Source organism: Sphingomonas sp. 66-10, assembly GCF_001897045.1.
Lineage (GTDB): Bacteria > Pseudomonadota > Alphaproteobacteria > Sphingomonadales > Sphingomonadaceae > Sphingomonas > Sphingomonas lycopersici.
This window is the reverse complement of sequence record NZ_MKRR01000138.1, coordinates 139,834-165,909: the sequence shown is the minus strand read 5'-3', so window position 1 is coordinate 165,909 and position 26,076 is coordinate 139,834. Positions and strand designations below refer to the sequence as shown.

25 protein-coding genes are annotated in these 26,076 nt (G+C 68.9%); 15 read left to right on the top strand and 10 right to left on the bottom strand.

Going from position 1 to position 26,076, the window contains the following annotated elements; all coding sequences use genetic code 11:
- Positions 1–14: 14 nt before the first annotated feature.
- The gene (locus tag BGN95_RS20140) at positions 15–485 is read right to left on the bottom strand and encodes a hypothetical protein (protein ID WP_286773805.1); all 471 of its coding nucleotides are present in this window, start codon (positions 483–485) and stop codon (positions 15–17) included.
- Positions 486–982: 497 nt separating this feature from the next.
- Between BGN95_RS20140 and BGN95_RS20135 the strand changes: the two genes are divergently transcribed.
- A complete protein-coding gene (locus tag BGN95_RS20135; protein ID WP_502688324.1) occupies positions 983–2,761 on the top strand; it encodes a chloride channel protein in 1,779 nt (592 codons plus the stop codon).
- 126 nt (positions 2,762–2,887) lie between these two features.
- On the opposite strand, the gene BGN95_RS20130 is transcribed toward BGN95_RS20135, so the two are convergent.
- Genes BGN95_RS20130 through BGN95_RS20120 form a run of 3 tightly spaced genes read right to left on the bottom strand, consistent with a single transcriptional unit; the run spans position 2,888 to position 5,083 of the window.
- Positions 2,888–3,655 (bottom strand): class I SAM-dependent methyltransferase, encoded by a 768-nt coding sequence (locus BGN95_RS20130; RefSeq protein ID WP_265268710.1) that lies wholly within the window; start codon positions 3,653–3,655, stop codon positions 2,888–2,890.
- Positions 3,652–4,599, bottom strand: coding sequence for a diaminopimelate epimerase (dapF, locus tag BGN95_RS20125; RefSeq protein ID WP_179513169.1), 948 nt, complete (start codon positions 4,597–4,599; stop codon positions 3,652–3,654). The genes BGN95_RS20130 and dapF overlap by 4 nt, the downstream gene beginning before the upstream one ends.
- A gap of 19 nt (positions 4,600–4,618) precedes the next feature.
- Positions 4,619–5,083 carry a DUF6456 domain-containing protein gene (locus BGN95_RS20120; protein WP_286773804.1) on the bottom strand — a complete coding sequence of 155 codons (465 nt, stop codon included), beginning with the start codon at positions 5,081–5,083 and terminating at the stop codon, positions 4,619–4,621.
- 89 nt (positions 5,084–5,172) lie between these two features.
- Here BGN95_RS20120 and BGN95_RS20115 point away from each other — a divergent pair, with 89 nt between their 5' ends.
- The gene (locus BGN95_RS20115; RefSeq protein ID WP_179513167.1) at positions 5,173–5,736 is read left to right on the top strand and encodes a helix-turn-helix domain-containing protein; all 564 of its coding nucleotides are present in this window, start codon (positions 5,173–5,175) and stop codon (positions 5,734–5,736) included.
- Positions 5,737–5,760: 24 nt separating this feature from the next.
- Here the strand turns inward: BGN95_RS20115 and hutC are convergent, their stop codons facing one another.
- Together hutC and BGN95_RS20105 are read right to left on the bottom strand one after the other, a co-directional pair.
- Positions 5,761–6,462, bottom strand: a complete 702-nt coding sequence (hutC, locus tag BGN95_RS20110) for a histidine utilization transcriptional repressor HutC (RefSeq protein WP_179513166.1) — start codon at positions 6,460–6,462, stop codon at positions 5,761–5,763.
- Complete coding sequence (locus BGN95_RS20105) at positions 6,459–7,802, bottom strand: formimidoylglutamate deiminase (RefSeq protein ID WP_286773803.1); 1,344 nt, start codon at positions 7,800–7,802, stop codon at positions 6,459–6,461. The genes hutC and BGN95_RS20105 overlap by 4 nt, the downstream gene beginning before the upstream one ends.
- Positions 7,803–8,114: 312 nt before the next feature.
- On the opposite strand from BGN95_RS20105, the gene hutI reads away from it, so the two are divergent.
- From hutI to BGN95_RS20080, 5 genes are all read left to right on the top strand, one after another.
- The gene (hutI, locus tag BGN95_RS20100; protein WP_286773802.1) at positions 8,115–9,305 is read left to right on the top strand and encodes an imidazolonepropionase; all 1,191 of its coding nucleotides are present in this window, start codon (positions 8,115–8,117) and stop codon (positions 9,303–9,305) included.
- On the top strand, positions 9,302–10,828 hold the full coding sequence (gene hutH, locus BGN95_RS20095; RefSeq protein ID WP_286773801.1) for a histidine ammonia-lyase: 1,527 nt from the start codon (positions 9,302–9,304) through the stop codon (positions 10,826–10,828). The genes hutI and hutH overlap by 4 nt, the downstream gene beginning before the upstream one ends.
- Positions 10,829–10,958: 130 nt before the next feature.
- Positions 10,959–11,753, top strand: a complete 795-nt coding sequence (gene hutG, locus BGN95_RS20090) for an N-formylglutamate deformylase (protein WP_286773800.1) — start codon at positions 10,959–10,961, stop codon at positions 11,751–11,753.
- On the top strand, positions 11,750–13,408 hold the full coding sequence (gene hutU, locus BGN95_RS20085) for a urocanate hydratase (RefSeq protein WP_286773799.1): 1,659 nt from the start codon (positions 11,750–11,752) through the stop codon (positions 13,406–13,408). Before hutG ends, hutU begins: the two co-directional genes overlap by 4 nt.
- A 417-nt stretch (positions 13,409–13,825) precedes the next feature.
- Complete coding sequence (locus tag BGN95_RS20080) at positions 13,826–14,326, top strand: Ros/MucR family transcriptional regulator (protein WP_179513160.1); 501 nt, start codon at positions 13,826–13,828, stop codon at positions 14,324–14,326.
- A 205-nt stretch (positions 14,327–14,531) separates the two neighbouring features.
- Here BGN95_RS20080 and BGN95_RS20075 read toward each other — a convergent pair whose 3' ends face one another.
- From BGN95_RS20075 to coxB, 3 genes are all read right to left on the bottom strand, one after another.
- The gene (locus BGN95_RS20075) at positions 14,532–15,494 is read right to left on the bottom strand and encodes an alpha/beta fold hydrolase (RefSeq protein WP_286773798.1); all 963 of its coding nucleotides are present in this window, start codon (positions 15,492–15,494) and stop codon (positions 14,532–14,534) included.
- Between the two features lie 152 nt (positions 15,495–15,646).
- Positions 15,647–17,326: a cytochrome c oxidase subunit I gene (gene ctaD, locus BGN95_RS20070; protein ID WP_286773797.1), complete on the bottom strand. Its 1,680-nt coding sequence runs from the start codon at positions 17,324–17,326 to the stop codon at positions 15,647–15,649.
- Between the two features lie 3 nt (positions 17,327–17,329).
- Positions 17,330–18,439: a cytochrome c oxidase subunit II gene (coxB, locus tag BGN95_RS20065; protein ID WP_179513157.1), complete on the bottom strand. Its 1,110-nt coding sequence runs from the start codon at positions 18,437–18,439 to the stop codon at positions 17,330–17,332.
- A 191-nt stretch (positions 18,440–18,630) separates the two neighbouring features.
- Here coxB and pyrE point away from each other — a divergent pair, with 191 nt between their 5' ends.
- From pyrE to BGN95_RS20040, 5 genes are read left to right on the top strand one after another with little or no spacing between them, the layout of a single operon-like run.
- On the top strand, positions 18,631–19,215 hold the full coding sequence (gene pyrE / locus BGN95_RS20060) for an orotate phosphoribosyltransferase (protein WP_286773796.1): 585 nt from the start codon (positions 18,631–18,633) through the stop codon (positions 19,213–19,215).
- Positions 19,212–19,940, top strand: coding sequence for a pyridoxine 5'-phosphate synthase (locus BGN95_RS20055; RefSeq protein WP_286773795.1), 729 nt, complete (start codon positions 19,212–19,214; stop codon positions 19,938–19,940). The genes pyrE and BGN95_RS20055 overlap by 4 nt, the downstream gene beginning before the upstream one ends.
- Positions 19,937–20,338 carry a holo-ACP synthase gene (acpS, locus tag BGN95_RS20050; protein ID WP_179513154.1) on the top strand — a complete coding sequence of 134 codons (402 nt, stop codon included), beginning with the start codon at positions 19,937–19,939 and terminating at the stop codon, positions 20,336–20,338. Before BGN95_RS20055 ends, acpS begins: the two co-directional genes overlap by 4 nt.
- Positions 20,339–20,346: 8 nt before the next feature.
- Entirely contained in the window at positions 20,347–21,291 is a 945-nt protein-coding gene (gene lepB, locus BGN95_RS20045) for a signal peptidase I (RefSeq protein WP_286773822.1), read from the top strand.
- Positions 21,288–22,343, top strand: a complete 1,056-nt coding sequence (locus tag BGN95_RS20040) for an AI-2E family transporter (protein WP_179513153.1) — start codon at positions 21,288–21,290, stop codon at positions 22,341–22,343. The genes lepB and BGN95_RS20040 overlap by 4 nt, the downstream gene beginning before the upstream one ends.
- Here the strand turns inward: BGN95_RS20040 and BGN95_RS20035 are convergent.
- Positions 22,332–23,477 carry a glycosyltransferase gene (locus BGN95_RS20035; RefSeq protein ID WP_265268721.1) on the bottom strand — a complete coding sequence of 382 codons (1,146 nt, stop codon included), beginning with the start codon at positions 23,475–23,477 and terminating at the stop codon, positions 22,332–22,334. The genes BGN95_RS20040 and BGN95_RS20035 overlap by 12 nt on opposite strands.
- 135 nt (positions 23,478–23,612) lie before the next feature.
- Here BGN95_RS20035 and BGN95_RS20030 point away from each other — a divergent pair, with 135 nt between their 5' ends.
- From BGN95_RS20030 to BGN95_RS20020, 3 genes are all read left to right on the top strand, one after another.
- Positions 23,613–24,551: a hypothetical protein gene (locus tag BGN95_RS20030; protein ID WP_179513151.1), complete on the top strand. Its 939-nt coding sequence runs from the start codon at positions 23,613–23,615 to the stop codon at positions 24,549–24,551.
- The gene (locus BGN95_RS20025; protein ID WP_286773794.1) at positions 24,533–25,072 is read left to right on the top strand and encodes a DUF2141 domain-containing protein; all 540 of its coding nucleotides are present in this window, start codon (positions 24,533–24,535) and stop codon (positions 25,070–25,072) included. Before BGN95_RS20030 ends, BGN95_RS20025 begins: the two co-directional genes overlap by 19 nt.
- 237 nt (positions 25,073–25,309) lie before the next feature.
- Positions 25,310–26,076 (top strand): glycosyltransferase (locus tag BGN95_RS20020; protein ID WP_286773793.1); only part of this gene is annotated, 767 nt, incomplete at its 3' end.

The window sequence follows — 26,076 nt, the reverse complement described above, 5'->3', positions numbered from 1 at the left end:
ACCGCCGCGGCGGGTCATAGGTCTTTCGCCTGCTTCGCCCGCCGCGCCTCGATCGCGGCGAGCTTGGCGAGGATCGCGCGGTCGCTGTCGTCCTTGTCGGCATAAATGCGTTTCGACCCACCGAAACGCTTGGGCTTGCCCGGCGCGTCGCGATGACGGGTGAGCAGCTTGAACGCCAATTCCACCGCCACCGGGGTGGCGGCAGCGCCGTGGATCGTGTCGCTCGTGTCGCCCGCCAGCGCCTGGCCGACCAGCGCCATTTCCAATGCTTCGTAGCCGAGCGCGAGCGCCTCGCTCCACTCGGCAGCGAAAGCGAGGTCGCGCCGCCGCCACTTATACGCGGTCCACACCGTTACGCCGCCCGCCGCGGCGGCTGCCCTCACGTTGCAGGTCACCGACAGCATATCGAAAAACGCCTCGCGCTTCGCCGCCGGCCAATGCCGCGGATCGTCGCGCCGCGGCGCGGCTTGCCCCTCCTCGTCCATGTGAACCCGTCCTGCGCTGAACCCGAAACGGAAACGGGCCGGGCGCGGAAAACCCCACGCGCCCGACCCGTTCCCCGCCGACGCGCGCCTCGCCGCCCGTCCGGGGCGAGTCGCAATTCGTCAGCGTTCCCGTTATGTACCCAAACAGCGTCGCGCTGTCAAGAAAAATGTTCCTATTTGGTTCGCTCGCCGCGCCACCGCCACCCGCCGTCACCCCGGCCTTGAGCCGGGGTCCATTGTGCCGCACGTTCCACGACCAGAGCCTCTCGCCCCGCGCTTGCCTCCCGATGGACCCCGGCTCAAGGCCGGGGTGACGAGAGAGGGGTAACCTCTCAACCGTTCGGGCTGAGCTTGTCGAAGCCCTGCCCTTCCTTCCAAGGAGGAAAGACAGCCCTTCGACAAGCTCAGGGCGAACGGGAATTGCCGGCTCCTCTAATTATCCCCGCCCCAATCCCACCGATGGACATCGCCCCGCATCGGGCACATGGCTGGCGATCATGCGTGGCGCCGCGCCTTTCCTTCCCCCCAACCCGCGCCTGCTGCGCCGCGCCCCGGCGTGGATGCGCTGGTTGCGTCGCCGCGTGCGCGCGAGCGAATTTTCATTCGTCGCGCTGGCGATCCTGGTCGGGATGGCGGCGGGGCTGGCGACGGTGGTGATCGGCAGCCTCGCGCGGCTGCTCCAGCATGTCCTGTTCGGGCTGCCGGCCGACGTCCGGCTCAGCGGCGCGCCGGGGCTCACGCCGGCGCAGCTCCTCATCCTGCCGGTCGGCGGCGCGATCCTCGCCTTGTTCGGCTGGGCGGTGCGCGCGCGGCGCCGCGCGCTGGTCGACGCGGTCGAGGCCAATGCGCTCCACGGCGGGCGGATGAACGCCGCCGACAGCGCGGTGATCGCGGGGCAGACGATGCTGTCGAACGGCTTCGGCGCCTCGGTCGGGCTCGAGGCGGCCTATGCGCAGATCGGCGCGCTGTTCGGCTCGCTCGGCGGGCGCTGGCTCAGCCTCCGGCGCAGCGACATGCGCATTCTGGTCGGCGCGGGGGCGGGGGCGGCGATCGCGGCGGCGTTCGGCGCGCCGATCGCGGGGGCGTTCTACGCGTTCGAGATCGTCATCGGCGCCTATACCCCCGCCGCGATCGCGCCGGTCGCCGCGGCGTCGCTGGCCGGGGCGCAGGTCGCGCAGCGGCTCGGGGTCGTGCCCTATATCGTCCATGTCCAGCCGGGGCCGGCGATCCATACCTTCGGCTATATCGTCTATGGCGGATTGGCCGCGATCTGCGCGCTGTACGGGATCGCGCTGATGCGGGCGGTGGCGGCGGTGGAGGCGCAGGCGCGCGGCTGGCTGGCGGGCTGGGCGCGCCCGGCGCTCGGCGGGGTGCTGCTGATCCCGATCGCCGCCTGGTCGCCGCAGGTACTCTCCGCCGGGCATAGCGCGCTGCATATCGACATGATGACCGCGCTGCCGATCGCGTTCATCGCCGCGGTGCTCGTCGCCAAGAGCCTCGCGTCGATCGTCTCGCTCGGCTTCGGCTTTCGCGGCGGCTTGTTCTTCGCCTCCTTGTTCCTCGGCACATTGATCGGGCACCTCTATGCCGATGCGCTGGCGTGGATCGTCGGGGTGCCGATCCTCGATCCGGCCAATGCCGCCTTGGTCGGGATGGCGGCGCTGGCGGTGGCGGTGGTCGGCGGGCCGTTCACGATGGCGATGCTGGTGCTCGAGGCGACGGGCAATTTCAGCCTCACCGGCGCGGTGCTCGCCGCCTCGCTCGTCTCGAGCACGATGGTCCGCGAACTCTTCGGCTACAGCTTCTCCACCTGGCGCCTCCACCTGCGCGGCGAAACGATCAAGAGCGCGCGCGACGTCGGCTGGACCAAGGCGCTCACCGCGGGGCGGATGATGCGCCGCGGCACCGCGCGTGCGCCGGCGTCGATCAGCATCGCCGAGCTGCGCCGCCGCTTCCCGCTCGGCGCGACGAGCCGCGTCGTGCTGGTCGACGACGCCGATCGTTATGCCGGGATCGTCGCCACCGCGGTCGCCTTTGCCGAGGGGGTCGACCCCGATGCGCCTGCCGCCGCGCTCGCGCATGCCACCGCGGATATGCTGTCCCCCGAGATGGATCTCGGTGCGGTGATGAAGACGTTCGACGCGGCGCAGAGCGACGAGCTCGCGGTGCTCGATCCGGCGGGTCAGGTGCTCGGGATCGTCACCGAAACCTATGTCCACCGCCGCTACGCCGAGGAACTCGACAAGGCGCAGCGCGACCTGTTCGGCGAGGCATAGAGCCGCCTCCCGTTAGACGGGAATCACGGCCCCTGCGTTCGGGCTGAGCTTGTCGAAGGGCGCCCCTATTTCGCGACGGACAGGACACCCTCACAAGCTCAGCGCGACCGGTGGAGCGGTGCGCGGTCAATCCACCCGCCGAAACGCGAACATCCGCGTCACATAGGGAAAGGCGATCTCGCCCCCGCCCGCCAGCGCCGGGGTATCGGCGATCAGCGCGCGCACCTGCCGCTCCACCTCGTCGCGCGCCGCGTCGGGCAAGGCGGCGATGAAGCTCACCGACAAGGTGCGATCGACGATCACCGCCGCCGCGCTGCCGACATGCGCGTGGCGCACCGCGCGTTCTCCGATCTCCACGAACCCCGGCGCCGGAAACACCTTTCGCCACGCCCCGCTGCGATAGCGCGGGGTGCCGGCTTCCCACGGATCGGTCAGCGCGGTGAGCGCCGCGACCCACGGCACCTCCTCGTCGCGCACGTTCCAGATCAGCCCGAGCACCCCGCCCGGCCTGAGCACGCGCCGCATCTCGGCCAGCGCATCGGCGGTGGCGAACCAGTGGAACGCCTGCGCGCAGACGACCGCATCGACCGCGCCATCGGCAAGCGGGATCGCCGCGGCCGATCCGTCGAGCACCGTCACGTCGCGATGGTCCTGCGCCAGCCGCGCGCGCATCGCCGCGACCGGCTCGAGCGCCAGCACATGCGCCCCGGTCGCGCGCAGCAGCGGGATGAACTTGCCCGTCCCCGCGCCGATTTCGAGCACGTCGCGCCCCGGCGCGAGCGCCAGCGTCTCGCGCAGCCACCGCGCCGCCTCGGGCGGATAGCCCGGCCGCCCGCGAACATAGCTGCCCGCGCCAACCGCATAGCCGTCCGCCGCGCTGCGGTGGATGGTCACACCGCCGCCGCGCTCTGCTCGGCGACGATCGCCCAGGCGGCGATCTCGTCGTTGAAATGATGCGCGACATTGAGATCGCCGGCGAGCGCCTCGGCGAAATCGACGCTCACCGCGCCTTCCCATTCCCAGGTCGCATTGCCGCTCAGCGCGACCATCCCGTCGCCCTCGGCGCGCGCCGTCACCAGCCCGCCCTTGTTGCGCACGATCACCTCGCGGTCGAACGCGGTGCGCCCGGTCAGCGCCGCGGCGAAGGCCGAGGCGGCCATCGCGCTGCCGCAACTGTCGGTCAGCCCCACCCCGCGTTCGAAGGTACGGACATAGATCGCATCGGGCGCGAGCACGCGCACGAACGACACATTGGCGCGGTTGGGCAGCCAGTCGGGCGCCGCCTCGCACGCCTCGCCGATCCGCACCAGCGCCGCCTCGTCGATCGCGTCGACGAAGGTCACGAGATGCGGGTTGGGCATCGCCACCGCGGTGAAGGCGAGTACCGGATCGAGCCGCGCGATCGGCCGCTCGACGATCTCATGCCCCTCGCCGAGCAGCGGCCATTCGCCGATATCGAGCGACGCCGGCCCCGCCACCTCGCGCACGGTATGGACGCCGGGGGCGAGATCGGGCTCGCGCGACACCTCGACCGTCGAGCGCATCAGATGCAGCGTCGCGCGATCGATCCCCAGTCGCTCGAACGCCATCCGCGCGACGCAGCGCACGCCGTTGAGGCAGGTTTCCGCCTCCGACCCGTCGGCATTCCACATGCGGAAGCGGATATGGCCGTGGCTTTCCTGCATGATCAGCAGCCCGTCGCCCCCCACCGCGCCGCGCCGGTCGGCGAGCGCGCGCGCGACGATCGACCATTGCGCGTCATCCAGCGCGATCCCGCGCGCGTCGATCAGCGGGAAGTCATTTCCCGATCCGTGGCATTTGACGATTTCGAACCGCATCGCGCCTCTCTATCAGCGTTCAGCGCAATTTATAATGGTCCGCCAGACGATCCAGCGCCAGCCCCAGCACCAATCGCCCCGAGCGCGCCGGCCAGCCCAAGGCGCGTTCGGCGGCGGGCAGCCGTTCGTCGGCGCACACCACTCGCCACAATATGTCGCCGAGCCCGCGCCCCACCGCGGCGAGCGCGGCATCGAAGCGCCGTTTCGCGGCGAGTTGCGCGGTCGCGGGATCGGCCCCGTCGCCGCCGCCGCCGTCGACCCGTTGGACATCCCAGCACATCGTCGTGCGCGGGGCGATCGCGGCGCGTTCGTAATCGCCGCGCAGCCGCTCGCCCGCCTCGCATTGCCGCGCATCGACCAGCCCGCGCGCCGCCAGCCACGCCAGCGCGGATTCGCCGAGGTTCACCGTAACGGTTCGCGCTCCCCGCGTCGCGGTACGTACCACGCCGTCCCGGTCGATCGCCCGTTCCACCAATTCGCGCATGTCATCTGCCTTTCGCGTTGCGAATTCCCTCTTGCCATCGGCGGTTGTTTGTAGGACAGGGTTAAAACCGATTTGGTTAGGAAATCGTCATGATCACCGCGATCCGTGAAGTACGCCGCGCCAAGGGGCTGACGCTGGAGGAGGTGGCGCAACGCTGTTCGCCGCCGACCACCGCGCAGACGATCGGCCGGCTCGAGACCGGCACCCGCACCGTTTCGGTCGCGTGGCTCAACCGCATCGCGGCGGCGCTGGGGGTCGAGGCGGCGGATCTCGTCTCGCTGCCCGAGCGCGGCGATCTGGCGGTGGCGGCGTTGCTCGATGCCGACGGCGCGACCGCGCCGCGCCGCGCCGCCCGCGTCACCCCGCCGCAGCCGACCCCGGGGGCGGTTGCGGTGACGGTCGGCGCGGGGGTCGGCGACTATCGCGCGGGGGACGAGATCTGGTGCGACATGCTCGCCCCGGCCGATTTCGCGGGCGCGCTCAACCGCGACGTGCTCGCGCCGGTGCCCGCGGGGCGCTTCGTGTTCGGGCGGCTGATCGCGGTGGCGGGCGGCAAGGCAACGATCCTCCCCCCGGCGCTCGGGGCGAAGCCGCAGACGATCGCCGACGCGCCGTGGCTTGCGGTCGCGACCCGGCTGGTCCGGGCGCTTTAAGCAGCCGCCGAAGGGAACGTCCGACTAACGCGCCCCCGGCCCGAACCGCGCCACCAGGTCGTAATGGGCGCCGAGGAAGTGTTGCCGAACAAATGTCACCCCGGCGTCGCCGCGCCACGTCGTGCGCTCGATTACGAGGCACGCCGTCCCCGCCGCCACCCGAAGCTGCGCGGCGACCGCGCCCTCCGCACCCGCGGCGGCGATGCGCGTCTCGGCCTCGGTCCACGGCACATGATGCAGCAGCCACCCGCCCGGCGCGACATGATCGAACGTCTCGTCCGCCGCCTCGGGCACGCTCGCGAGGCTCACCAGCCGCTGCTCCGCCGCCAGCGGCAGCCCGTCGGCGAGGTGGACCCCGTCGATCTGGAGCAATGCCCCCGCCCCCGCCAGCGCGCGCTCGGCGGCGTCGCGCGGGGGGCGGATGCGGCGTTCGACAAGGCGATAGGCATAGGCCTGCCCGCGCGCCGCGACCTCCTGCGCGAGATCGGGGATATCGAGCACCACCGAATGAACCCGCGGCCGCTGGACGAAGGTGCCCGCACGCTTGCGGCGATCGATCAGCCCGCGGCGCGCGAGCTCGCCGAGCGCCTTGCTCACCGTCATCCGCGAGCAATCGTAGCGCAGCATCAGTTCCTGCTCGACCGGCAGCCGCGCGCCCGCCGCGAGCGCGCCCGACAGGATATCCGCCTCGATCTCGCCGACGATCCGGGCGTGGAGCGACGTCATGCCAGCAAGGCCGCCAAGGTCGTGGCATAGCGCTGCACGACACCCTCGCGCGCGACATGCCGCCCGCCGCGCACCACCGCGACGCCGCGACGCCAGACGCGATCGACCGCGCCGCGCGCGAACACCAACGCATCGGCCAGCGCCGCCCCTTCACGCGCGACGAAGGCGGGATGATCCGCCGCCAGCGAGACGATATCCGCCGCATTGCCGACCGCGATCCCGCTCGCCGCGCCCAATGCCCGCGCGCCGCCCGCGACCGCATCGCGCCACAGGGCATCGCCCGTCGCCCCGCCGCGCCCGAGCAGGTTGCGCGCGCGCCGCTCGAGCCGCTGGCCATATTCGAGCAGCCGCAATTCCTCGCCCGCGTCGATCAGCACGTTCGAATCCGAGCCGATGCCATAGACGCCCCCCGCCGCGACGAAATCGATCGCGGGGAAGATGCCGTCGCCGAGATTGGCCTCGGTGATCGGGCACAGCCCCGCCACCGCGCCCGTCTTCGCCAGCCTGCCGGTTTCCGCCGCGGTCATGTGCGTCGCATGGACGAGGCACCAGCGCGCGTCCACCGCGGCATGATCGAGCAGCCACTCGACCGGCCGCGCCCCGCTCCACGCGACGCAATCCTCCACCTCGCGCACCTGCTCGGCGATATGGATATGGACCGGCGCGTCCGGCGCGATCGCCTCCAGCGCCATCAGTTCCTCGGGGGTCACCGCGCGCAGCGAATGCGGCGCGACGCCCACCACCGCATCGGGCAACCCCGCGCACGCCGCCCGCGCGCCCTCCAGCAACGCGGCGAACCCGTCGACATCATGCCCGAAGCGTTGCTGCCGCGCGCCCAGCGGCAGCCCACCGAACCCGGCATGCGCATAGAAGACCGGCAAATGGGTCAGCGCGATCCCGGTCTCGCGCGCCGCCGCCGCGATCGCCGCGCTCATCGCCGCGCGATCGGCATAGGCCGTGCCGTCGGGCGCATGATGCAGATAGTGGAATTCCCCGACGCGGGTGAACCCGCCCTCGAGCATCTCGATATAGGCCATCGCCGCGATCGCCGCGAGATCATCGGGCGAGACGCGCTCGGCGAAGCGATACATCACCTCGCGCCACGTCCAGAAACTATCGTCGCTCGGCCCGGCGACCTCGGCCAGCCCCGCCATCCCGCGCTGGAAGGCGTGGCTGTGGAGATTGGGCATCCCCGGCAGCGCGGCGCGATGCCGCTCGTCGCCGGGCTGCGCGTCCGCCCCCGTTTCGACCGACGCGATCACCCCGCCGGCGATCGTCACGCGCACGTCGCGCGCCCAGCCCCCGGGCAACATCGCTTCGGCAAAATGCAGCGTCGTCACGTCATTCTCCTTAGAACATCACTGGACTTCCGCCCCGGCGAAGGGGCACCCCGAAGGCCGGAGCCCAGTTTACGACCGGCCCGATGCTGGACCCCGGCCTGCGCCGGGGTGGACCCCATCTTACGCATGATGCCTTACCCCCCAACCCATCGCCGTCATGCCGGGCTCGACCCGGTATCCAGAGTCACAAGCGACGGCCTGGGTGGCTCTGGATGCCGGATCAAGCCCGGCATGACGGGGAGAGGAACGGCCTTCGTCATCGCGTCGCAATAATGTCTATACATTATCATCGAACGCTGCAATGATAAGCGCATGGCCGATCGCCTCTGGACCAACGCCCGACTCGCCACGATGACCGGCCCCGCGCTGGGCATCATCGAACATGCCGCCATCGCCTGCGAAGACGGCGTCATCACTTATGCCGGCCCCGCCGGCGACGCGCCGCCGGCGCGCGAGACGATCGACTGCGCCGGGCGCTGGATCACCCCGGGGCTGATCGATTGCCATACCCATCTCGTCTATGCCGGTGATCGCGCGCATGAATTCGAGCTGCGGCTGGCCGGCGCCTCCTATGAGGAGATCGCGCGCGCCGGGGGCGGGATCGTCTCGACGATGCGCGCCACCCGCGCCGCGAGCGAGGACGAACTGGTCGCCGCCGCGCTCCCCCGGCTCGACGCTTTGCTCGCCGAGGGGGTGACGACGATCGAGATCAAATCGGGCTATGGGCTCGACCCCGGGAGCGAGGCCCGGCTGCTCCGCGCCGCGCGCAAGCTCGGCGCGGCTCGCGACGTTTCGGTCACCACCACCTTCCTCGGCGCGCACGCGCTCCCGCCCGAATATGCCGGCGACCCCGACGGCTATATCGCCCAGGTCTGCGACGTGATGCTCCCCGCAATCGCGCGCGAGGGCCTTGCCGACGCGGTCGACGCCTTTTGCGAGGGGATCGGCTTCACCCCGGCGCAGACCGAGCGCGTCTTCGCCGCCGCCGCGCGCCACACCCTTCCGGTCAAGCTCCACGCCGAACAGCTCTCCAACCTCCACGGCGCCGCGCTCGCCGCGCGGCACAAGGCGCTCTCGGCCGATCATCTCGAATATCTCGACGACGCGGGGATCGCCGCGATGGCCGCCGCGGGCACCGTCGCGACCCTCCTCCCCGGCGCTTATTATTTCACCCGCGAGACCAGGCTGCCGCCGATCGCCGCATTGCGCGCCGCGGGGGTGCCGATCGCGCTCGCCACCGACAGCAACCCGGGCACCTCGCCGCTCACCTCGCTGCTGCTCGTGCTCAACATGGGCGCGACGCTGTTCCGGCTGACGGTCGACGAGGTGTTGCGCGCGGTCACCGTCAACGCCGCGCGCGCGATCGGCCGCGCCGATGCGATCGGCACGCTCGAACCCGGCAAGCAATGCGATCTCGCGATCTGGAACGTCCAGCGCCCCGCCGAGCTCGTCTATCGCTTTGGTTTCAACCCCCTTCACACCCGTATTCGGAGAGGCAAGTGATCATCCTTCACCCCGGCCATGTCCCGCTGGCCGATTGGCGCACCATCTATCGCGGCGCGCCCGCCAAACTGGCCGAGCGCGCGCACCCGCGCATCGCCGAAAGCGCCGCCGCGGTCGCGCGGATCATCGCGCGGCACCAGCCCGTCTATGGCATCAACACCGGGTTCGGGAAGCTCGCCAGCGTCAAGATCGGCGACGCGGATCTCGCGACGCTCCAGCGCAATATCGTGCTGAGCCACGCTGCAGGCGTCGGCGCGCCTTCCCCCGCCGGGGTGGTGCGGCTGATGCTCGCGCTCAAGCTCGCCAGCCTCGGGGTCGGCGCGTCGGGGGTGCGGCCCGAGACGATCGCGTTGCTCGAAGCGATGCTCGCGAACGACCTGCTCCCGGTGATCCCGTGCCAGGGCTCGGTCGGCGCCTCGGGCGATCTCGCGCCGCTCGCGCATATGGCCGCGACGATGATCGGTGCGGGCGAGATCGTCGTCAACGGCGAAACCCTCCCCGCGGCCGACGCGCTGGCGCGCGCCGGGCTCGCCCCGCTCGAGCTCGGCCCGAAGGAGGGTCTCGCGCTGCTCAACGGCACGCAATTCTCCACCGCCAATGCGCTCGCCGGGCTGTTCGAGGCGGAGGGCGTGTTTCAGGCCGCTTTGGTCACCGGCGCGCTTTCGACCGAGGCGGCGAAGGGTTCCGACGCGCCGTTCGACGCGCGCATCCACGCCTTGCGCGGCCATGCCGGGCAGATCGCGGTCGGCGATGCCTTGCGCCATCTGATGACCGATTCGGCGATCCGCGCCAGCCACCGCGAGGACGATCCGCGCGTTCAGGATCCCTATTGCCTGCGCTGCCAGCCGCAGGTGATGGGCGCCGCGCTCGACGTGCTGCGTCAGGCGGCGGCGACGCTCGCCACCGAGGCGAACGGCGTCAGCGACAATCCGCTGATCTTCGCCGATACCGACGAGGCGCTGTCGGGCGGCAATTTCCACGCCGAGCCGGTCGCCTTCGCCGCCGACATGATCGCGATCGCGATCTGCGAGATCGGCTCGATCGCCGAACGTCGCATCGCGATGCTGGTCGATCCGGCGCTGTCGGGGCTCCCCGCCTTCCTCACCCCGCGCCCGGGGCTCAACTCGGGGTTCATGATCCCGCAGGTCACCGCCGCCGCGCTGGTCAGCGAGAACAAGCAGCGCGCCTATCCCGCCTCGGTCGATTCGATCCCCACCTCGGCCAATCAGGAGGATCATGTCTCGATGGCGGCGCATGGCGCGCGGCGGCTGCTGGCGATGGCCGCCAATGCCGCGCATGTCATCGGCATCGAGGCGCTTGCCGCGGCGCAGGGCTGCGACTTCCACGCCCCGCTCACCTCGTCGGGCGCGCTGGAGGCGGCGCGCGGCGCGATCCGCGGCGAGGTGCCGACGCTCGCCGACGATCGCCATTTCGCGCCCGATATGGCGAAGGCCACCGCGCTGGTCACCTCGGGTGCCTTGGTCAAGGCAAGCGGCGCGACGTTGCCGGGGGTGACGGCATGAGTTTCCCCGCTCCACCCCCCCCGGCGCAAGCCGGGGTCCAGCATCGGGCCGGTCGTAACTGGACCCCGGCCTTCGGGGTCCCCGCAAAGTATTACTTTGCGGGGTGCCCCTTCGCCGGAGTGGTCAAACAATGACCAACTTCGTCCACCTCCACCGCGGCAGTGCGCCGCTGATCGTCGCGATGCCGCATACCGGCACCGGCCTCGCCGGGCTCGACGCGCAGTTCGTCTCGCCGTGGCTCGCCCGCCGCGATGCGGATTGGCATATCGAGAAGCTCTACGCCTTCGCCGCCGACGTCGGCGCGACGATCGTCCGCACGACGATTTCGCGCAGCGTGATCGACGTCAACCGCGATCCTTCGGGCGCGTCGCTCTATCCGGGGCAGGCGACGACCGAATTATGCCCGACCACCACTTTCGACGGCGAACCGCTCTATACGGGCAATGCGCCCGACGCGGCGGAGATCGCCCGCCGCCGCGCGGCCTGGTTCGATCCCTATCATGCCGTGCTCGCCGCCGAGATTGCCCGCCTCCGCGCCGCGCACCCGCGCATCGTGCTCTACGACGCGCATTCGATCCGCGGCCATATCCCGCGGCTGTTCGACGGCGATCTGCCGCAATATAATATCGGCACCAACGACGGCGCGACCTGCGATCCGGCGCTGGCCGCTGCGGTCTCCGCCGCCTGCACCGCCGATCAGGTGCTCAACGGGCGGTTCAAGGGCGGCTGGACCACCCGGCATTATGCTGCACCCGCCGAGGGCGTCCACGCGATCCAGATGGAGCTCGCGATCCGCGGCTATGCCCCCGAGCCGGCCGTGCCCGACGAACATAATTGGCCCCCCGCCTTCGACCCCGCTTATGCCGCGCCGCTCTCCGCGACGCTGCGCAATGTCATCAACGCCTGTCTGGATTTTGCCTCATGACCCGTCTCGATCCTTCCCGCGTCATCAAGCCCGCCACCGGCACCACGCTGTCCGCCAAGAGCTGGCTCACCGAAGCCCCGTTGCGGATGTTGATGAACAACCTCCACCCCGATGTCGCCGAGCGCCCCGAGGAACTGGTCGTCTATGGCGGGATCGGCCGCGCCGCGCGCGACTGGGAAAGCTATGACCGGATCGTCGAGGCGCTGCGCCAGCTCGAGGACGATCAGACTCTGCTGATCCAGTCGGGCAAGCCGGTCGGGGTGTTCCGCACCCATTCCGATGCGCCGCGCGTGCTGCTCGCCAACAGCAACTTGGTCCCCAAATGGGCGAATTGGGAGCATTTCGACGAATTGGATCGCAAGGGCCTCGCGATGTACGGCCAGATGACCGCGGGCTCGTGGATCTATATCGGCACCCAGGGGATCGTCCAGGGCACCTATGAGACCTTCGTCGAGATGGGCCGCCAGCATTATGACGGCGACCTCTCGGGCAAATGGCTGCTTACCGCGGGGCTCGGCGGGATGGGTGGCGCGCAGCCGCTCGCCGCGGTGATGGCGGGCGCCTCGTGCCTCGCGATCGAATGCCAGCAGAGCCGGATCGATATGCGGCTGCGCACCGGCTATCTCGATCGCGCGACGACCAGCCTCGACGAGGCGCTGGAAATCGTCACCACCGCCAGGGAGCCGATCTCGGTCGGGCTGCTCGGCAATGCCGCCGAATTGCTCCCCGAAATCCACGCCCGCGGCATCCGCCCCGATCTGCTCACCGATCAGACCAGCGCGCACGATCCGGTCAACGGCTATCTGCCGGTCGGCTGGACGGTCGAACGCTGGATCGCCACCCGCGAGCAGGATCCCGCGACCGTCGCCGCCGCCGCGCGCGCCTCGATGGCGCAGCACGTCAAGGCGATGCTCGCGTTCAAGGCCGCCGGGGTGCCGACGGTCGATTATGGCAACAACATCCGCCAGGTCGCGCTCGACGAGGGCGTCAGCGACGCCTTCGCCTTCCCCGGCTTCGTCCCGGCCTATATCCGCCCCCTGTTCTGCCGCGGCATCGGCCCGTTCCGCTGGGCGGCGCTGTCGGGCGACCCCGAGGATATCTATCGCACCGACGCCAAGGTGAAGGAGCTGCTCCCCGACAACAAGCACCTCCACCGCTGGCTCGACATGGCGCGCGAGCGGATCCACTTCCAGGGCCTCCCCGCGCGGATCTGCTGGGTCGGGCTCGGCGACCGCCACCGGCTCGGCCTCGCGTTCAACGAGATGGTCGCGTCGGGCGAATTGAAGGCGCCGGTAGTGATCGGCCGCGACCACCTCGATTCGGGCTCGGTCGCCTCGCCCAACCGCGAGACCGAGGCGATGCGCGACGGCTCGGACGCGGTGTCCGACTGGCCGTTGCTCAACGCGCTGCTCAACACCGCCTCGGGGGCGACCTGGGTGTCGCTCCACCATGGCGGCGGGGTCGGGATGGGCTATTCGCAGCATGCGGGGATGGTGATCGTCGCCGACGGCACGCCAGAGGCGGCGCGCCGGCTCGAACGCGTGTTGTGGAACGATCCCGCCACCGGGGTGATGCGTCATGCCGACGCGGGCTATGCGATCGCGCTCGATTGCGCGCGCGAGAAGGGGCTCGATCTGCCCGGCATCCTCGCCTGATCATTCGCTCTTGCCGATATCGAGCCCGTCGCGCTGTGCCGCGGCGGGCTTTTTCTTTGCCCGGCGACGAGCGGCGCGGCCCGAAATTTCACCGCCGACGCAATATTACACGTTCGTAATATAGCGGCTTCTGTCCCAAGCTAATACACTATTTGACAACAACAGCATGAGGTGAAGCTGTCAACGGTGACAGGTTTGAACGACGGCAAAGTACGGCGGATTTCCGTGCCCTTACCTTTGTTTCCTTCGCTGCTCGCCACCCTGCGACTCGGCACGCGGAACAGTCGTACGAGATATTTTGACAGCTGTTATCGATAGGATCGTGCATCAGTCCTTTGGGCGGGTTCATCTATGATGATATTGACGCGTCATCTTGACGCGCTAATGACGGGCGCACCCAACCCACAGGAGCGCGGCATGTCCGAAGAATCGATCGACACCAACACCGTCGAACTCGCCACCGAATTGACGATCGCTTGGTTGTCCAACCCCAACACCCGCGCATCGGGTGAAGATGTTCCCGCATTCTTGAAGAAGATGCACGAGGCGGTCTCGGGGCTTTCTTCGCAGGCCGAAACCACGACTGCGCCGGAAGCGGCGTCGGATTATGTTCCGGCGGTTTCGGTGCGCAAGTCGCTCGCGTCGAAGGATTTCATCATCTCGATGATCGACGGCAAGCCGTATAAGACTCTGCGTCGTCATCTCGCCGGCCAGGGGCTGACCCCGGCTGAATATCGCCAGCGTTATGGCCTCAAGCCGGATTATCCGATGGTTGCCGAAAACTATTCGGAAGCGCGCCGCGCGATGGCCAAGAAGATCGGTCTCGGCCGCAAACCCGGCATGAAGCGCAAGACGTCCGAAGGCAACGGCCAGCCGGCCGCGCGTGGCCGCCGCAAGGCCGCTGCCGCCGACGAATAAGGCGCGATCGTCGCGCCGGGGCTAGGGCCGGCGCGACGACCAACCGGACGCCCGCTCATCGCTCGCGCAGCCTATCGGCGGCGCGAGCAACGCGGCGACCCCGCGCTTTCCGGCGGCAGCGCGATCGCCATCCCCTTGTCCCGCGGCGCGACAGGCCGGCGCCACGGTGACCGTAACCGCCAGGTCAGACGCAGCCCCAGGGCCGTCACACCCGCCGCAGCCAGTCGACCAGCAGCCGGTTGACCTCCGCCGGCCGCTCCTGCTGCGTCCAATGCCCGCACCCGTCGAGGATATGCCCTTCGAGCTGCGGCACCAGCGGGCGCATCATCGCGATCGGATCGGCGACCGCGCCGAACAAGGTCGTCGCCGGATCCTTGCTTCCGCCGATGAACAGCGCGGGCTGCTCGATGCGGCGGTCGCGATAGGGCTGGAGCCATTCGAAATCGCGCTCGTGGTTGCGATAGCGGTTGAGCGGCCCGCGCAGCCCGGAGGCGGTGAACTCGCCGACATAATAATCGATATCCGCCGGGGTCAGCCACGCCGGGAAGGGATCGGGATCAACCATCCCCTCGAGCAAGGTCGCGGTCGCCGGCTTATCGGGCCAGGTGCCGACCGGGGCATCGCCGCAGATGCCGTAATAGAGCTTGCGCAGGAAGGTGCGGATATCGCGCTCCGCCTCGGCCTCCGCCGGCCCCTCGGCCTGAAACCATTCCTGATAGAAGAACCGCCCCTGGCTGGTGAACACCGCGCGGAAGATCTCGGTGAACGGCCGCGTCGGCACCCCGCTGTACGGCACCGAGAAGGCCGCCACGGCGCGAAACAGCTCGGGGTGGATCAACGCGCTGTTCCACACCATCGGCGCGCCCCAATCGTGCCCGACGATGATCGCCGGGCCATCGGGCTGGAGCGCGCGCGCGACCGCGGCCATATCGGCCACCATATGCGCCATCGCATAATCGGCGACCGCGTGCGGCTTGTCCGACCCGCCATAGCCCCGCACGTCGATCGCCGCCGCGGTGAATCCCGCCGCCGCGACCGGGCCAAGCTGATGCCGCCACGAATACCAGCTCTCGGGAAAGCCGTGGACCATCAGCACGAGCGGCCCCTGCCCCTCCACCGCGACGCGCAATTTCGTGCCGCCGGTATCGATCATGCGAAAATCGGGCATCGTCGCTCTCCGTGCTCTTTATCGCCCGATCATGCCGCGATTATCGACGGACCGCAAACCCGCCGGATCGGCGTTCCGCCGCGCGAATCAAACAAAACGCCCGGAGGTTTCCCCCCGGGCGCCTGTGTTTCGATGGCTTTCGAAAGCGACGATCAATGATGCTGGTCGTCGTCGATCACCGGCAGCGTTTCGAACTGGTGGTACGGCGGCGGGGAGGACAGCGTCCACTCCAGCGTCGTCGCGCCCTCGCCCCACGGATTGTCGCCCGCCTTGCGGCCCGCGATCAGCGAGATGATCACGTTGACGAAGAAGATCGCCATGCCCGCGGCCATGATCATATAGCCGACGGTCGCCACCGTGTTCCAATGCGCGAAGCCGTCCGGATAATCCGGGTAGCGGCGCGGCATGCCCTGCAGCCCGAGGAAGTGCATCGGGAAGAACAGCACGTTGACGCCCACGAAGAACACCCAGAAATGCAGGTGGCCGAGGAACTCGTTGAGCATCTTCCCCGACATCTTCGGGAACCAGTAATAGAAGCCGGCGAACAGCGAGAACACCGCGCCGAGGCTCAGCACGTAGTGGAAGTGCGCCACCACGTAATAAGTGTCCTGCATGTAATCGTCGACGCCGCCGTTGGCGAGCACCACGCCGGTGACGCCGCCGACGGTGAACATGAAGATGAAGCCGATCGCCCACACCATCGGGGTGCGGAAGGTCAGGCTGCCGCCCCACATCGTCGCGATCCACGAGAAGATCTTGATGCCGGTCGGCACGGCGATGACCATCGTCGCCGCGGTGAAGTACATCTTGGTGTTCACGCTGAGGCCGGTGGTGAACATGTGGTGCGCCCACACGACGAACCCGACCACGCCGATCGCGACCATGGCATAGGCCATGCCGAGATAGCCGAACACCGGCTTGCGGCTGAAGGTGGAGATGATCTGGCTGACGATGCCGAAGCCCGGCAGGATCATGATGTACACTTCGGGGTGGCCGAAGAACCAGAACAGATGCTGGTAGAGGATCGGATCGCCGCCGCCGGCCGGATCGTAGAAGGTCGTGCCGAAGTTACGATCGGTCAGCAGCATGGTGATCGCCGCGGCAAGCACCGGCAGCGCGAGCAGCAGCAGGAAGGCGGTGACCAGCACCGACCACACGAACAGCGGCATCTTGTGCAGCGTCATGCCCGGGGCGCGCATGTTGAAGATCGTCGTGATGAAGTTGATCGCGCCGAGGATCGACGATGCGCCCGCAAGGTGGAGCGAGAGGATCGCCATATCGGTCGATGGCCCTGGCTCGCCATAAGTGGAGAGCGGGGCATAGAGCGTCCAGCCATTGCCCGCGCCGCCGAAGAAGGGCGAGGCGAGGAGCAGCGTGAACGCCGGGATCAGCAGCCAGAACGAGATGTTGTTCATCCGCGGGAAGGCCATGTCCGGCGCGCCGATCATGATCGGGACGAACCAGTTGCCGAACCCGCCGATCATCGCCGGCATGACCATGAAGAACACCATGATCAGCCCGTGCGCGGTGACCATCACGTTCCACAGGTGGAGCGATTCGTCGAGGCTCGCCTCGCCGCCGTGGAGATGCGCCGCCCAGCCCTGGAGATACTGGATCCCGGGATGCATCAGCTCGGCGCGCATCAGCCCCGAGATCGCGCCGCCGATGATGCCGGCGCAGATCGCGAAGATCAGATAGAGCGTGCCGATGTCCTTGTGGTTGGTGGACATGAACCAGCGGGCGAAGAAGCCCGGCTTGTGATCGGCATCGTGATGATGGTCGTGCGCGTGATGCGCCTCGAACGCCGAAGGTTGGATCGCGGTATCAGTCATGGCTCAGCGTCCGGTCGCTGCTTCGGCGGTGGCCGCATTCGCGGGCGCCGCTTCAGCGGTGTTGGTAGGAGCAGCGGCGTTGGCGGCCGGCGCGGCGGCGGGCGCGGCGGCAGCGGCCGGCGCGGCCGCGGCGGGCTTGGCCTCGCCCGGCATCGAGCCGCCCTTGGCCTTCACCCAGGCGGCGAATTCGGCCGGCGGCACGGCTTCCACCGCGATCGGCATATAGCCGTGGCGCGCGCCGCACAGTTCGGAGCACTGGCCGAAGTACAGGCCCGGCTTCTCGATCGTGAAGCTCGTCTCGTTGAGGCGCCCCGGCACCGCGTCGAGCTTGATCCAGAACGCGGGGACGGCCCAGCTGTGGATCACGTCGTTGGCGGTGGTGATCAGGCGGATCGGCACGCCGACCGGCAGCACGATGCGATTGTCGGTGGCGAGCAGGCGCGGGCCGTCGGCATCGGTGCGATAGCGTTCGCCCGCCGCGACCTGATCCTTTTCCTTGAGCAGATTGGCGGTGATCTCGATCCCGCCGTTATCCGGATATTGGTAGCTCCAATACCATTGGTTGCCGATCGCCTTGAGCGTCACGGCATTGGCCGGCGCGGGCTTGTACTGCGCGTTGAGCAGCCCGATCGAGGGCACCGCCACCGCGACGAGGATCAGCACCGGGACGAGCGTCCAGACGATCTCGATCGCGGTATTGTGGCTGGTCTTCGACGGCACCGGATTGGCGGCGCGGCGATAGCGGATCACCACCCAGATCAAGAGCGCGAGGACGAACAGCGAGATCGCGGTGATCAGCGGCAGCAGGATGTGATCGTGAAAGCTGTGCGCGCGGCGGCCGTTCGCGGTCACCTGCGGCTGGATCGTCATCAGCCCGTCGGTCGGCTGGCCGAGCATCGGCTTGACCGTCATCGCCGGCGCGCCGTCCATCGCCAGTTCGGGCGAGGCCGGCTTCGCGGCGGTTGCGGCGGGCGCCGCGGCATTCGCCGCCGGGGCCGCAGCAGCGGCGGCGACGGGCGCTTCCTGTTTCGCGGGCGCCTGCGCCGCAGCGGGCATCAGCCCGGCGAGCGCGAGGCTCGCCGCCAGTGCCAATCCTTTGAACGCGATTCTCATCGTCTCGTTATCACCCCTGCCAGTCGTGGCCCCACAGCCGCCCACGCGGCGCAGATTCCGTCCAATCCGCCCGCGCTATACGCACGCGTTCCCGCCTCCTCAAGCCGCAACGGGCATTTTTGCCGGCCGACGTTGCGCAGGGGGCCTTCGGTCCGTATCTCGCGGGGGCAAATTACGCTGAAGGGACAAGCATGACCGACGATGAGGTGCTGGCCGAGTTTCGCGCTGCCGATGCGCTGCTCGAAGGCCATTTCATCCTCTCCTCCGGCCTGCGCTCCCCGCGTTACCTGCAATGCGCGCGGGTGTTGATGGACCCGCGCCGCGGCGCCCGGCTCAGCGAGGCGCTCGCCGCGCGGATCCCGGCCGAGCTGCGCGCGCGGATCACCGCGGTCGTCTCGCCCGCGATGGGCGGGGTGATCGCCGGGCATGAGATGGCGCGCGCGCTGGGGGTGGAGGCGATGTTCGTCGAGCGCCCGGCCGGCACCTTCGAGCTGCGCCGCGGCTTTCGCCTCGAACCGGGGCAGGAAGTGCTGATGATGGAGGATGTCGTCACCACCGGCCTCTCCAGCCGCGAGGCGATCAAGGCGATCGAGGCGGCGGGGGGCAAGGTGATCGCGGGCGCGTCGCTGGTCGATCGCTCGAACGGCACCGCCGATCTCGGAATCCCCTTCTTCCCGCTGATCAGGCTCGACGTGCCGACCTATGAGGCCGATGCGCTGCCTCCCGCGCTCGCCGCGATCCCCGCGATCAAGCCGGGCAGCAGGGCGGCGGCGTGACGCACGCGCTGCGCCTCGGCGTCAACATCGATCATGTCGCGACCGTCCGCAACGCGCGCGGCGGCGATACCCCCGATCCGGTGCGCGCGGCATTGCTCGCGGCGGCGGCGGGGGCGGACGGGATCACCGCGCATCTGCGCGAGGACCGCCGCCACATCACCGACGGCGATATCGCGCGGCTGTCGAACGAACTGTCGATCCCGCTCAACCTCGAAATGGCGGCGACCGAGGAAATGCTGGCGATCGCGCTCAACCACCGCCCGCACGCCGCGTGCATCGTCCCCGAGAAGCGCGCCGAACGCACCACCGAGGGCGGGCTCGACGCCGCGGGGCAACATAATCACCTCGCCCCGATGGTCGGCGCGCTGGGCGCGGCCAATATCCGCGTCTCCCTGTTCATCGAGCCCGATCCGCGCCAGATCGAGGCGGCGGTGCGGCTCGGCGCGCCGGTGGTCGAATTGCACACCGGGCGCTATGCGGAACTGACCGGCGACGCGCGCGCCGCCGAGCTTCGCCACCTCGCCGACGCTGCCGCGCTGGCGGCGAAGAACGGGATCGAGGTCCATGCCGGCCACGGGCTGACCTATGACAATGTCGCCCCGGTCGCCGCGATCCCGCAGGTGCGCGAGCTCAACATCGGCCACTTCCTGATCGGCGAGGCGATCTTCGTCGGGCTGGAGCCGGCGGTGCGGCGGATGCGCGAGCTGATGGATCTCGCGCGGTGATCGTCGGGCTCGGCTCCGATCTGTGCAATATCGAGCGGATCCAGGCCTCGCTCGACCGGTTTGGCGAGCGTTTCGAGGCGCGCGTCTTCACCGATATCGAGCGCGCCAAGGCGGCGCGGCGGCCGTTCACCCGCGCGGGCACCTATGCCAAGCGCTTCGCCGCCAAGGAGGCCTTTTCCAAGGCGGTCGGCACCGGGTTCAAGCGCGGGGTGTTCATGAAGGACATCGGGGTGGTCAACGCCCCCTCGGGCGCGCCGACGCTGGCGCTGGCCGGCGGCGCCAAGGCGAGGCTTGACGCGATGATCCCCGAGGGGCACGTCGCGCGCATCCACTTGACTCTCACCGACGATCACCCTTGGGCGCAGGCCTTCGTGATCATCGAAGCGATACCTCAATGAGTGACCATATGGCCGAGGAGCTGGCATTGACGGGCGAACCGCCGGCCGCACAGGAAACCCCCGAACGTCGTGGCATCGACTGGTGGGGCGAGCTGCGCGGCATGTTCTGGCTGATCGTCGCGGTGCTCGGCTTCCACAGCTTCATCGCCAAGCCCTTCTATATCCCGAGCGAATCCATGCTGCCGGGGCTGGAGGTGGGCGATCGGCTGGTCGTTTCCAAATATGCTTACGGCTGGTCGTTCGTCTCGCCGACGATCCCCAATCCGGTCGCGATCTTCAACAGCCTCGTGCTCCACAAGCCCGAGGACAGCTGGTCGGTCGAGCTGCCGTTCATCAAGGGGCGTCTGTGGGGCAAGCTGCCCGAGCGCGGCGACGTGGTGATCGTCACCCCGCCGGGCCAGTCGAGCGACTATATCAAGCGCGTGATCGGGCTCCCCGGCGATACGCTCGAGGTGCGCGGCGGGGTGGTGATCCTCAACGGCAAGCCGATCGCGCGCGGCGCGATGCACTATCGCGACCTGCCGGTCGACGCCAACGCCACCTGCGACCCGCTGCAATATCCCGGCGCGCGCGTGACGCTGGCCGGCGGCAGGACGGTGTGCCGGCTGCCGATCGTCACCGAAACCCTCCCCAACGGGCGCCGCTACGACACGGTCGATCTCGAGCCCGACAGCCCCGGCGATTATTATCACGCGGGCAATCCGATCACGATTCCCGCCAGCCATGTCTTCCTGATGGGCGACAATCGCGATCGCTCGGCCGACAGCCGCTTCGCGCTCGGCGGCTATGAAAAGGGGCTCGGCGGGCCGGTGCCGTGGGAGAATCTCGGCGGTCGCGCCGAATTCATCACTTTCTCGGTCGACGGATCGGCCTCGCTCAACCCGCTGAGCTGGTGGCATTCGCTGCGCAGCGGCCGCGCGGGCACCTCGCTCCACCCGGAACAGGCGCAATGACCGAGCGGCGGTTGCAGATCCTCGAGGGCGCGAGCCCGAACGAGATCCGCAACCCCGAAACCCGGCGCGAGATCAAGCGCGCCGCGGTATGGCTGGGGATGGCCTCGGCGATCGTGCTGGTCGTGCTGCTCGTCCAGCCATTGCTGATCATCTTCGCCGGGCTGGTCTTCGCCGCCCTGCTCGACGGCGGGGTGCGGCTGCTCGGCCGGGTGTTGCCGATCCCGCGCGGCTGGCGGTTGCTGATCGTCTGCCTGCTGACGATCTCGTTCCTCGTCGCGACCTTCTATATCGCGGGGATGCAGATCACCGATCAGGTGCTGCAATTGCGCTCGACGATCGAGGTGCAGGCGATGCGGCTCGCGACCTGGCTTTCGGCGCAGGGGCTGCTCCCGGGGGTCAAGGATCTCGGCGGGCTGGCGCGCGAGGCCTTGTCGTCGGTCGGCCGGCTCACCTCCTGGGTCGGCACCGCGTTCGGCGCGCTCACCACGATGTTCATGATCCTGGTGATCGGGCTGTTCGTCGCGATGGACCCCCGGGTCTATGACCGCGGGCTGCAATGGATGGTGCCCGAAGACAACCGCCAGGAATTCGCGCTCACCGTCGAGGCGATGGGCAAGACATTGCGGCGGCTGCTCGCCGGGCGGCTGGTCGGGATGGCGGCGGAGGGGGTGTTCGTCGGCACCGCGCTGGCGATCGCCGGGGTGCCGATGGCGCTGATCCTCGGCATCCTCACCGGCCTGCTCGCCTTCATCCCCAATATCGGCGCGCTGGTCTCGGGCGCGCTGACGATCGCGGTGGGTTTCTCGGCGGGGACGCATACCGGCTATGCCGCGATCGGCGTCTATGCCGCGGTGCAATTGTTCGACGGCTATGTCGTGATCCCGACGGTCGCCAAGCGCGCGGTCGATCTGCCGCCCGCGCTGACGCTCGGCGCGCAGATCCTGGCGAGCGCCTTGTTCGGCATCCTCGGGCTCGCACTGGCCGATCCGATGACCGCCTTGATCAAGACCGCGATGGAACGCCGCTCCGAAAAGGTCGAATCAGCGGATTGACGTCGGCGACGCCGCCGCCGGCTCGACGGTGGGGAGCGGCACGAGATGCGGCTCGGCCGCCCCCGGATGCCACACCGGCACCGGCGCGCCCGACAGCACCGAATCGAACAGCGCGAGATAGCGCTCGGCCGAATCCGCCCCCGGCGGCGGCACCGGCGCGGGGCGCGCGGCATCGGGCATCAGCCACCAGTCGAGCGCCTTGACCAGCCCGTCGGCATCGTCGGTCGACACCACCGTGCCCAGCGCGGCGGAGGTGACGATTTCCCACACCGCCGGCGACGAATCGGTGGTGACGACCGGCGTCCCGACCGACAGCGCCTCGCGCAGCACCCCGGGGACGCCCTCGAAATCGGAGGTCAGCGCGAGCACCGCGGCCGAGCGCATCGCCAGCAGCGGATCGGGCGAATGGCCGAGCAGCCGCACATCGATCCCCAGAGCGGCAGCGCGTGCCTCGATCGCGGCGCGCTGATCGCCCTCGCCCAGGATGACCAGCGGCAGTCGCTCGGCAAGCCGCGGAATCGCGTCGAGCAGGCGATCCCATCTCTTCTGCCGCACCAGCCGCCCGACGCCGAGGATATAGCGCGGCGGCAGCCCCTCGATCGTCGCCCCCGGCAGCGGCAAGGCCGGCGGATTGGCGATCGTCGCGCAGCGCGACGGATCGATTCGCGTCGTTTCGAGCACGTCTCGTGCGCTCGCGTCGGTCATCGCCACGATTCGGTCAAGAAAGCGCGGGTGCAGCCGCAGCCACGCCGCATGCCCCGCCGCGAGCAGCGCCCGATGATCGCCGCGCCGCATCGCATTGGAAACCTTGCTGACGATCGGCGGGCAGGATCGCCCGAGCCTGAGCCGCGTCCACAAGGCGATGCTGGTATAATATGAGCCGGGGCAGAAGATGATATCCGGCTGCGTTTCCCGTATGATAGCAGGAACGCGGAACAGAGCGGAGAAGGTCGTGCCGCCCAGCCGCACGATCTCCAGCCCGTCAGGAATCTCGGCGGCGAGCGGCCCGTCGATACAGCCGACCGCCAGCGTCACCCGCCGCCCCGCCGCCAGCCAGCCGCGCGCCAGCCGAAGCTGCGCACGCTCGACGCCCCCGCCATCGAGCGATTCGGCGTAAGTGAAAATGTGTTTCACGCGGTCCATCTTGCACACTGCCATGCAACAGCCCAAATCCGCCCACAAGAATCCACAATCAGTCGTAAATGAGACATTCGCCCGGAATAGGGCGAGATAAGAAAGACTGCTTTGCCCCCCGGAGCACCCCCCGACATGCCCGCCACTACAGTTGCGCCCGATCCGGTCGTCGAGCTCGCCGGCCTGGAGCCGGTCGAGACGATCAAGCGCCGCTGGCCGATGATCCTCGGCGCGATGGTGACGCTGGCGATGATCGCCGGCCTCGGCCACGAATTGCTGAGCGCGGGGCTTGCCGGGCTCAACCGCGCGGTGCCGGCGAGCCCGTGGTTCTACCTGTGCTTCGCCCTGCTCTACGTCACCTATCCGATCGGCGACCTGCTGATCTTCCGCTATCTCTGGCGGATTCCCTGGCTGGGCGGGTTCATCGCGCTCAACAAGAAGCGGATCGCGAACGACGTCGTGCTCGGCTATTCGGGCGAGGCCTATTTCTACGCCTGGGCGCGCGAGCGCGCGCATATGGTCGCGGCGCCGTTCGGCGCGGTGAAGGACGTCAGCATCCTGTCGGGCATCGCCGGCAACGGCGCGACGATCCTGCTCTGCGCGATCGCGCTGCCGCTCGGCTATCAGCTCATCCCGGCGCAGCTGCTCCACACGGTGATGTGGTCCGCGGGGCTCACGCTGCTGATCTCGGTGACGATCGTCGCGCTCTCCAAGCGCGTCTTCTCGCTGCCGCGCCGCGAATTGTGGATGATCTTCAACATCCACGCTGCGCGCATCGTGCTCACCTCGATCCTGCTCGCGCTCTGCTGGCATTTCGCGATGCCGGGGGTTTCGGTCGGCATGTGGCTGTTCCTGTCCGCCGGGCGGCTGCTCGTCTCGCGCCTTCCCTTCCTGCCCAACAAGGATCTGCTCTTCGCCAATTTCGCGATCCTGATCGTCGGCCAGGATCGCGCGCTTTCCGAGATGATCGCGTTCACCGCGGCGCTCACCCTGCTCGTCCACGTCGTTCTCATCGCTGTCATCAGCGCCGGGAGCGCCATCGCAAAGGCCCGCGAATGGCACGCCGCCGCCTGATCCTCTCCGCGGCGCTCGCCGCCCTCGTCGCGGCGCTCGCCGCCCTCGTCGCGCCGCTCGCCGCCGCCGCGCAGCCGGTCGGCGAGACCGACGCCTGCATCAACGGCCCCAGCATCCGCGTCGAGGTCGTCGGCATGAAGGATCGCGTCGGATCGCTGAAGCTGGAGCTTTACCCGGCGAACGAGGACGATTTCCTGCGCGACGACCGCGACCTCAAGAAAGAGGGCAAATTGTTCCGCCGCATCTGGGTGCCGACGCCGCGAAACGGCCCGGTGGTGATGTGCATGCGCGTGCCGCATCCCGGCACCTATGCGATCCTGTTCACCCACGATCGCGACGGGAAGAACAAGTTCAATTTCTGGTCCGACGGGGTCGGCGTGCCGGGTAACCAGAAGCTCGGCCGTTCGAAGCCCAAGCTATCCAACGCGATGGTCAACGTCGGCACCGGCGTCGCGACCGTGCTGATCCGCACGCAATATCTCCACGGCTTCCCCCCCGCCTTCGGCCCGGTGGGGCGTTGAGTCTGGTGATGCCCCTTCGGGTCACCTCACGCGGCATCGGCCCGCTCCCTATTCCTCCCCTGGAAGGGGAGGGGGACCAGCCGAAGGCTGGTGGAGGGGTGGACGCCACAGGCGACACCGCCCGCGGCGACTACCCCTCCACCGTTGCTGCGCAACGGTCCCCCTCCGGGGGAGGAGTGAGAACCGGGGCGGGTGTCGCGCGATGCGGTCAAACCGCATTTTCGATCGGAAACTGATATGCGCATCGTCGACGTCAACGAGATCTACTCGCCCACCGGAGGGGGCGTGCGCACCTATATCGACCGCAAGATCGGGATCATGGCCGATCTGGGGCACGAGCTGATCGTGCTCGCCTGCGGCAAGGAGGAGCGGATCGAGGATCGCCCCGGCGGCGGCCGCGTCCATTACGTCAAATCGCCGCCGATCCCGTTCGACAAGAATTACGGGCTGTTCTGGGATCGCGACGCGATCACCGCGTTGCTCGATCACTACGACCCGGACGTGGTGGAGAATTGCAGCCCGTGGAAGCCGGCGTGGTTCGTCGGCGACTGGCAGGGCCGCGCGCTCAAATCCTATTTCATGCACAACGACAATATGGCCGCCTACGCCCAGCGCTGGTTCGAGGGCGTGGCGAGCGCGGAGAAGGTCGAGCGCGCTTTCTCCTGGTACACGCGCTATATGTCGCGGTTCCTGGAAAAATACGATTGCGTGCTGACCAACGGCCCGGCGCTCCAGGAACGGCTCACCGCGCGTGGCCTGAGGATCGACGCCGCCTTCCCGCTGGGGATCGAGCGCCAGCATTTCTCGCCGCGCTTCCGCGATGAGAATCTGCGCCGCGCGTTGCTCGCGCAATGCGATCTGCCCGAGGACGGGCTGCTGCTGTTCGGCATCGGCCGCCACCACCGTGAAAAGCGCTGGGACATGATCATCGACGCGGTCGAGCGCGCCGGCGCGCATGTTCCCGTCGGGCTGATCCTGATCGGCCACGGCGGGCAGACCCCCGC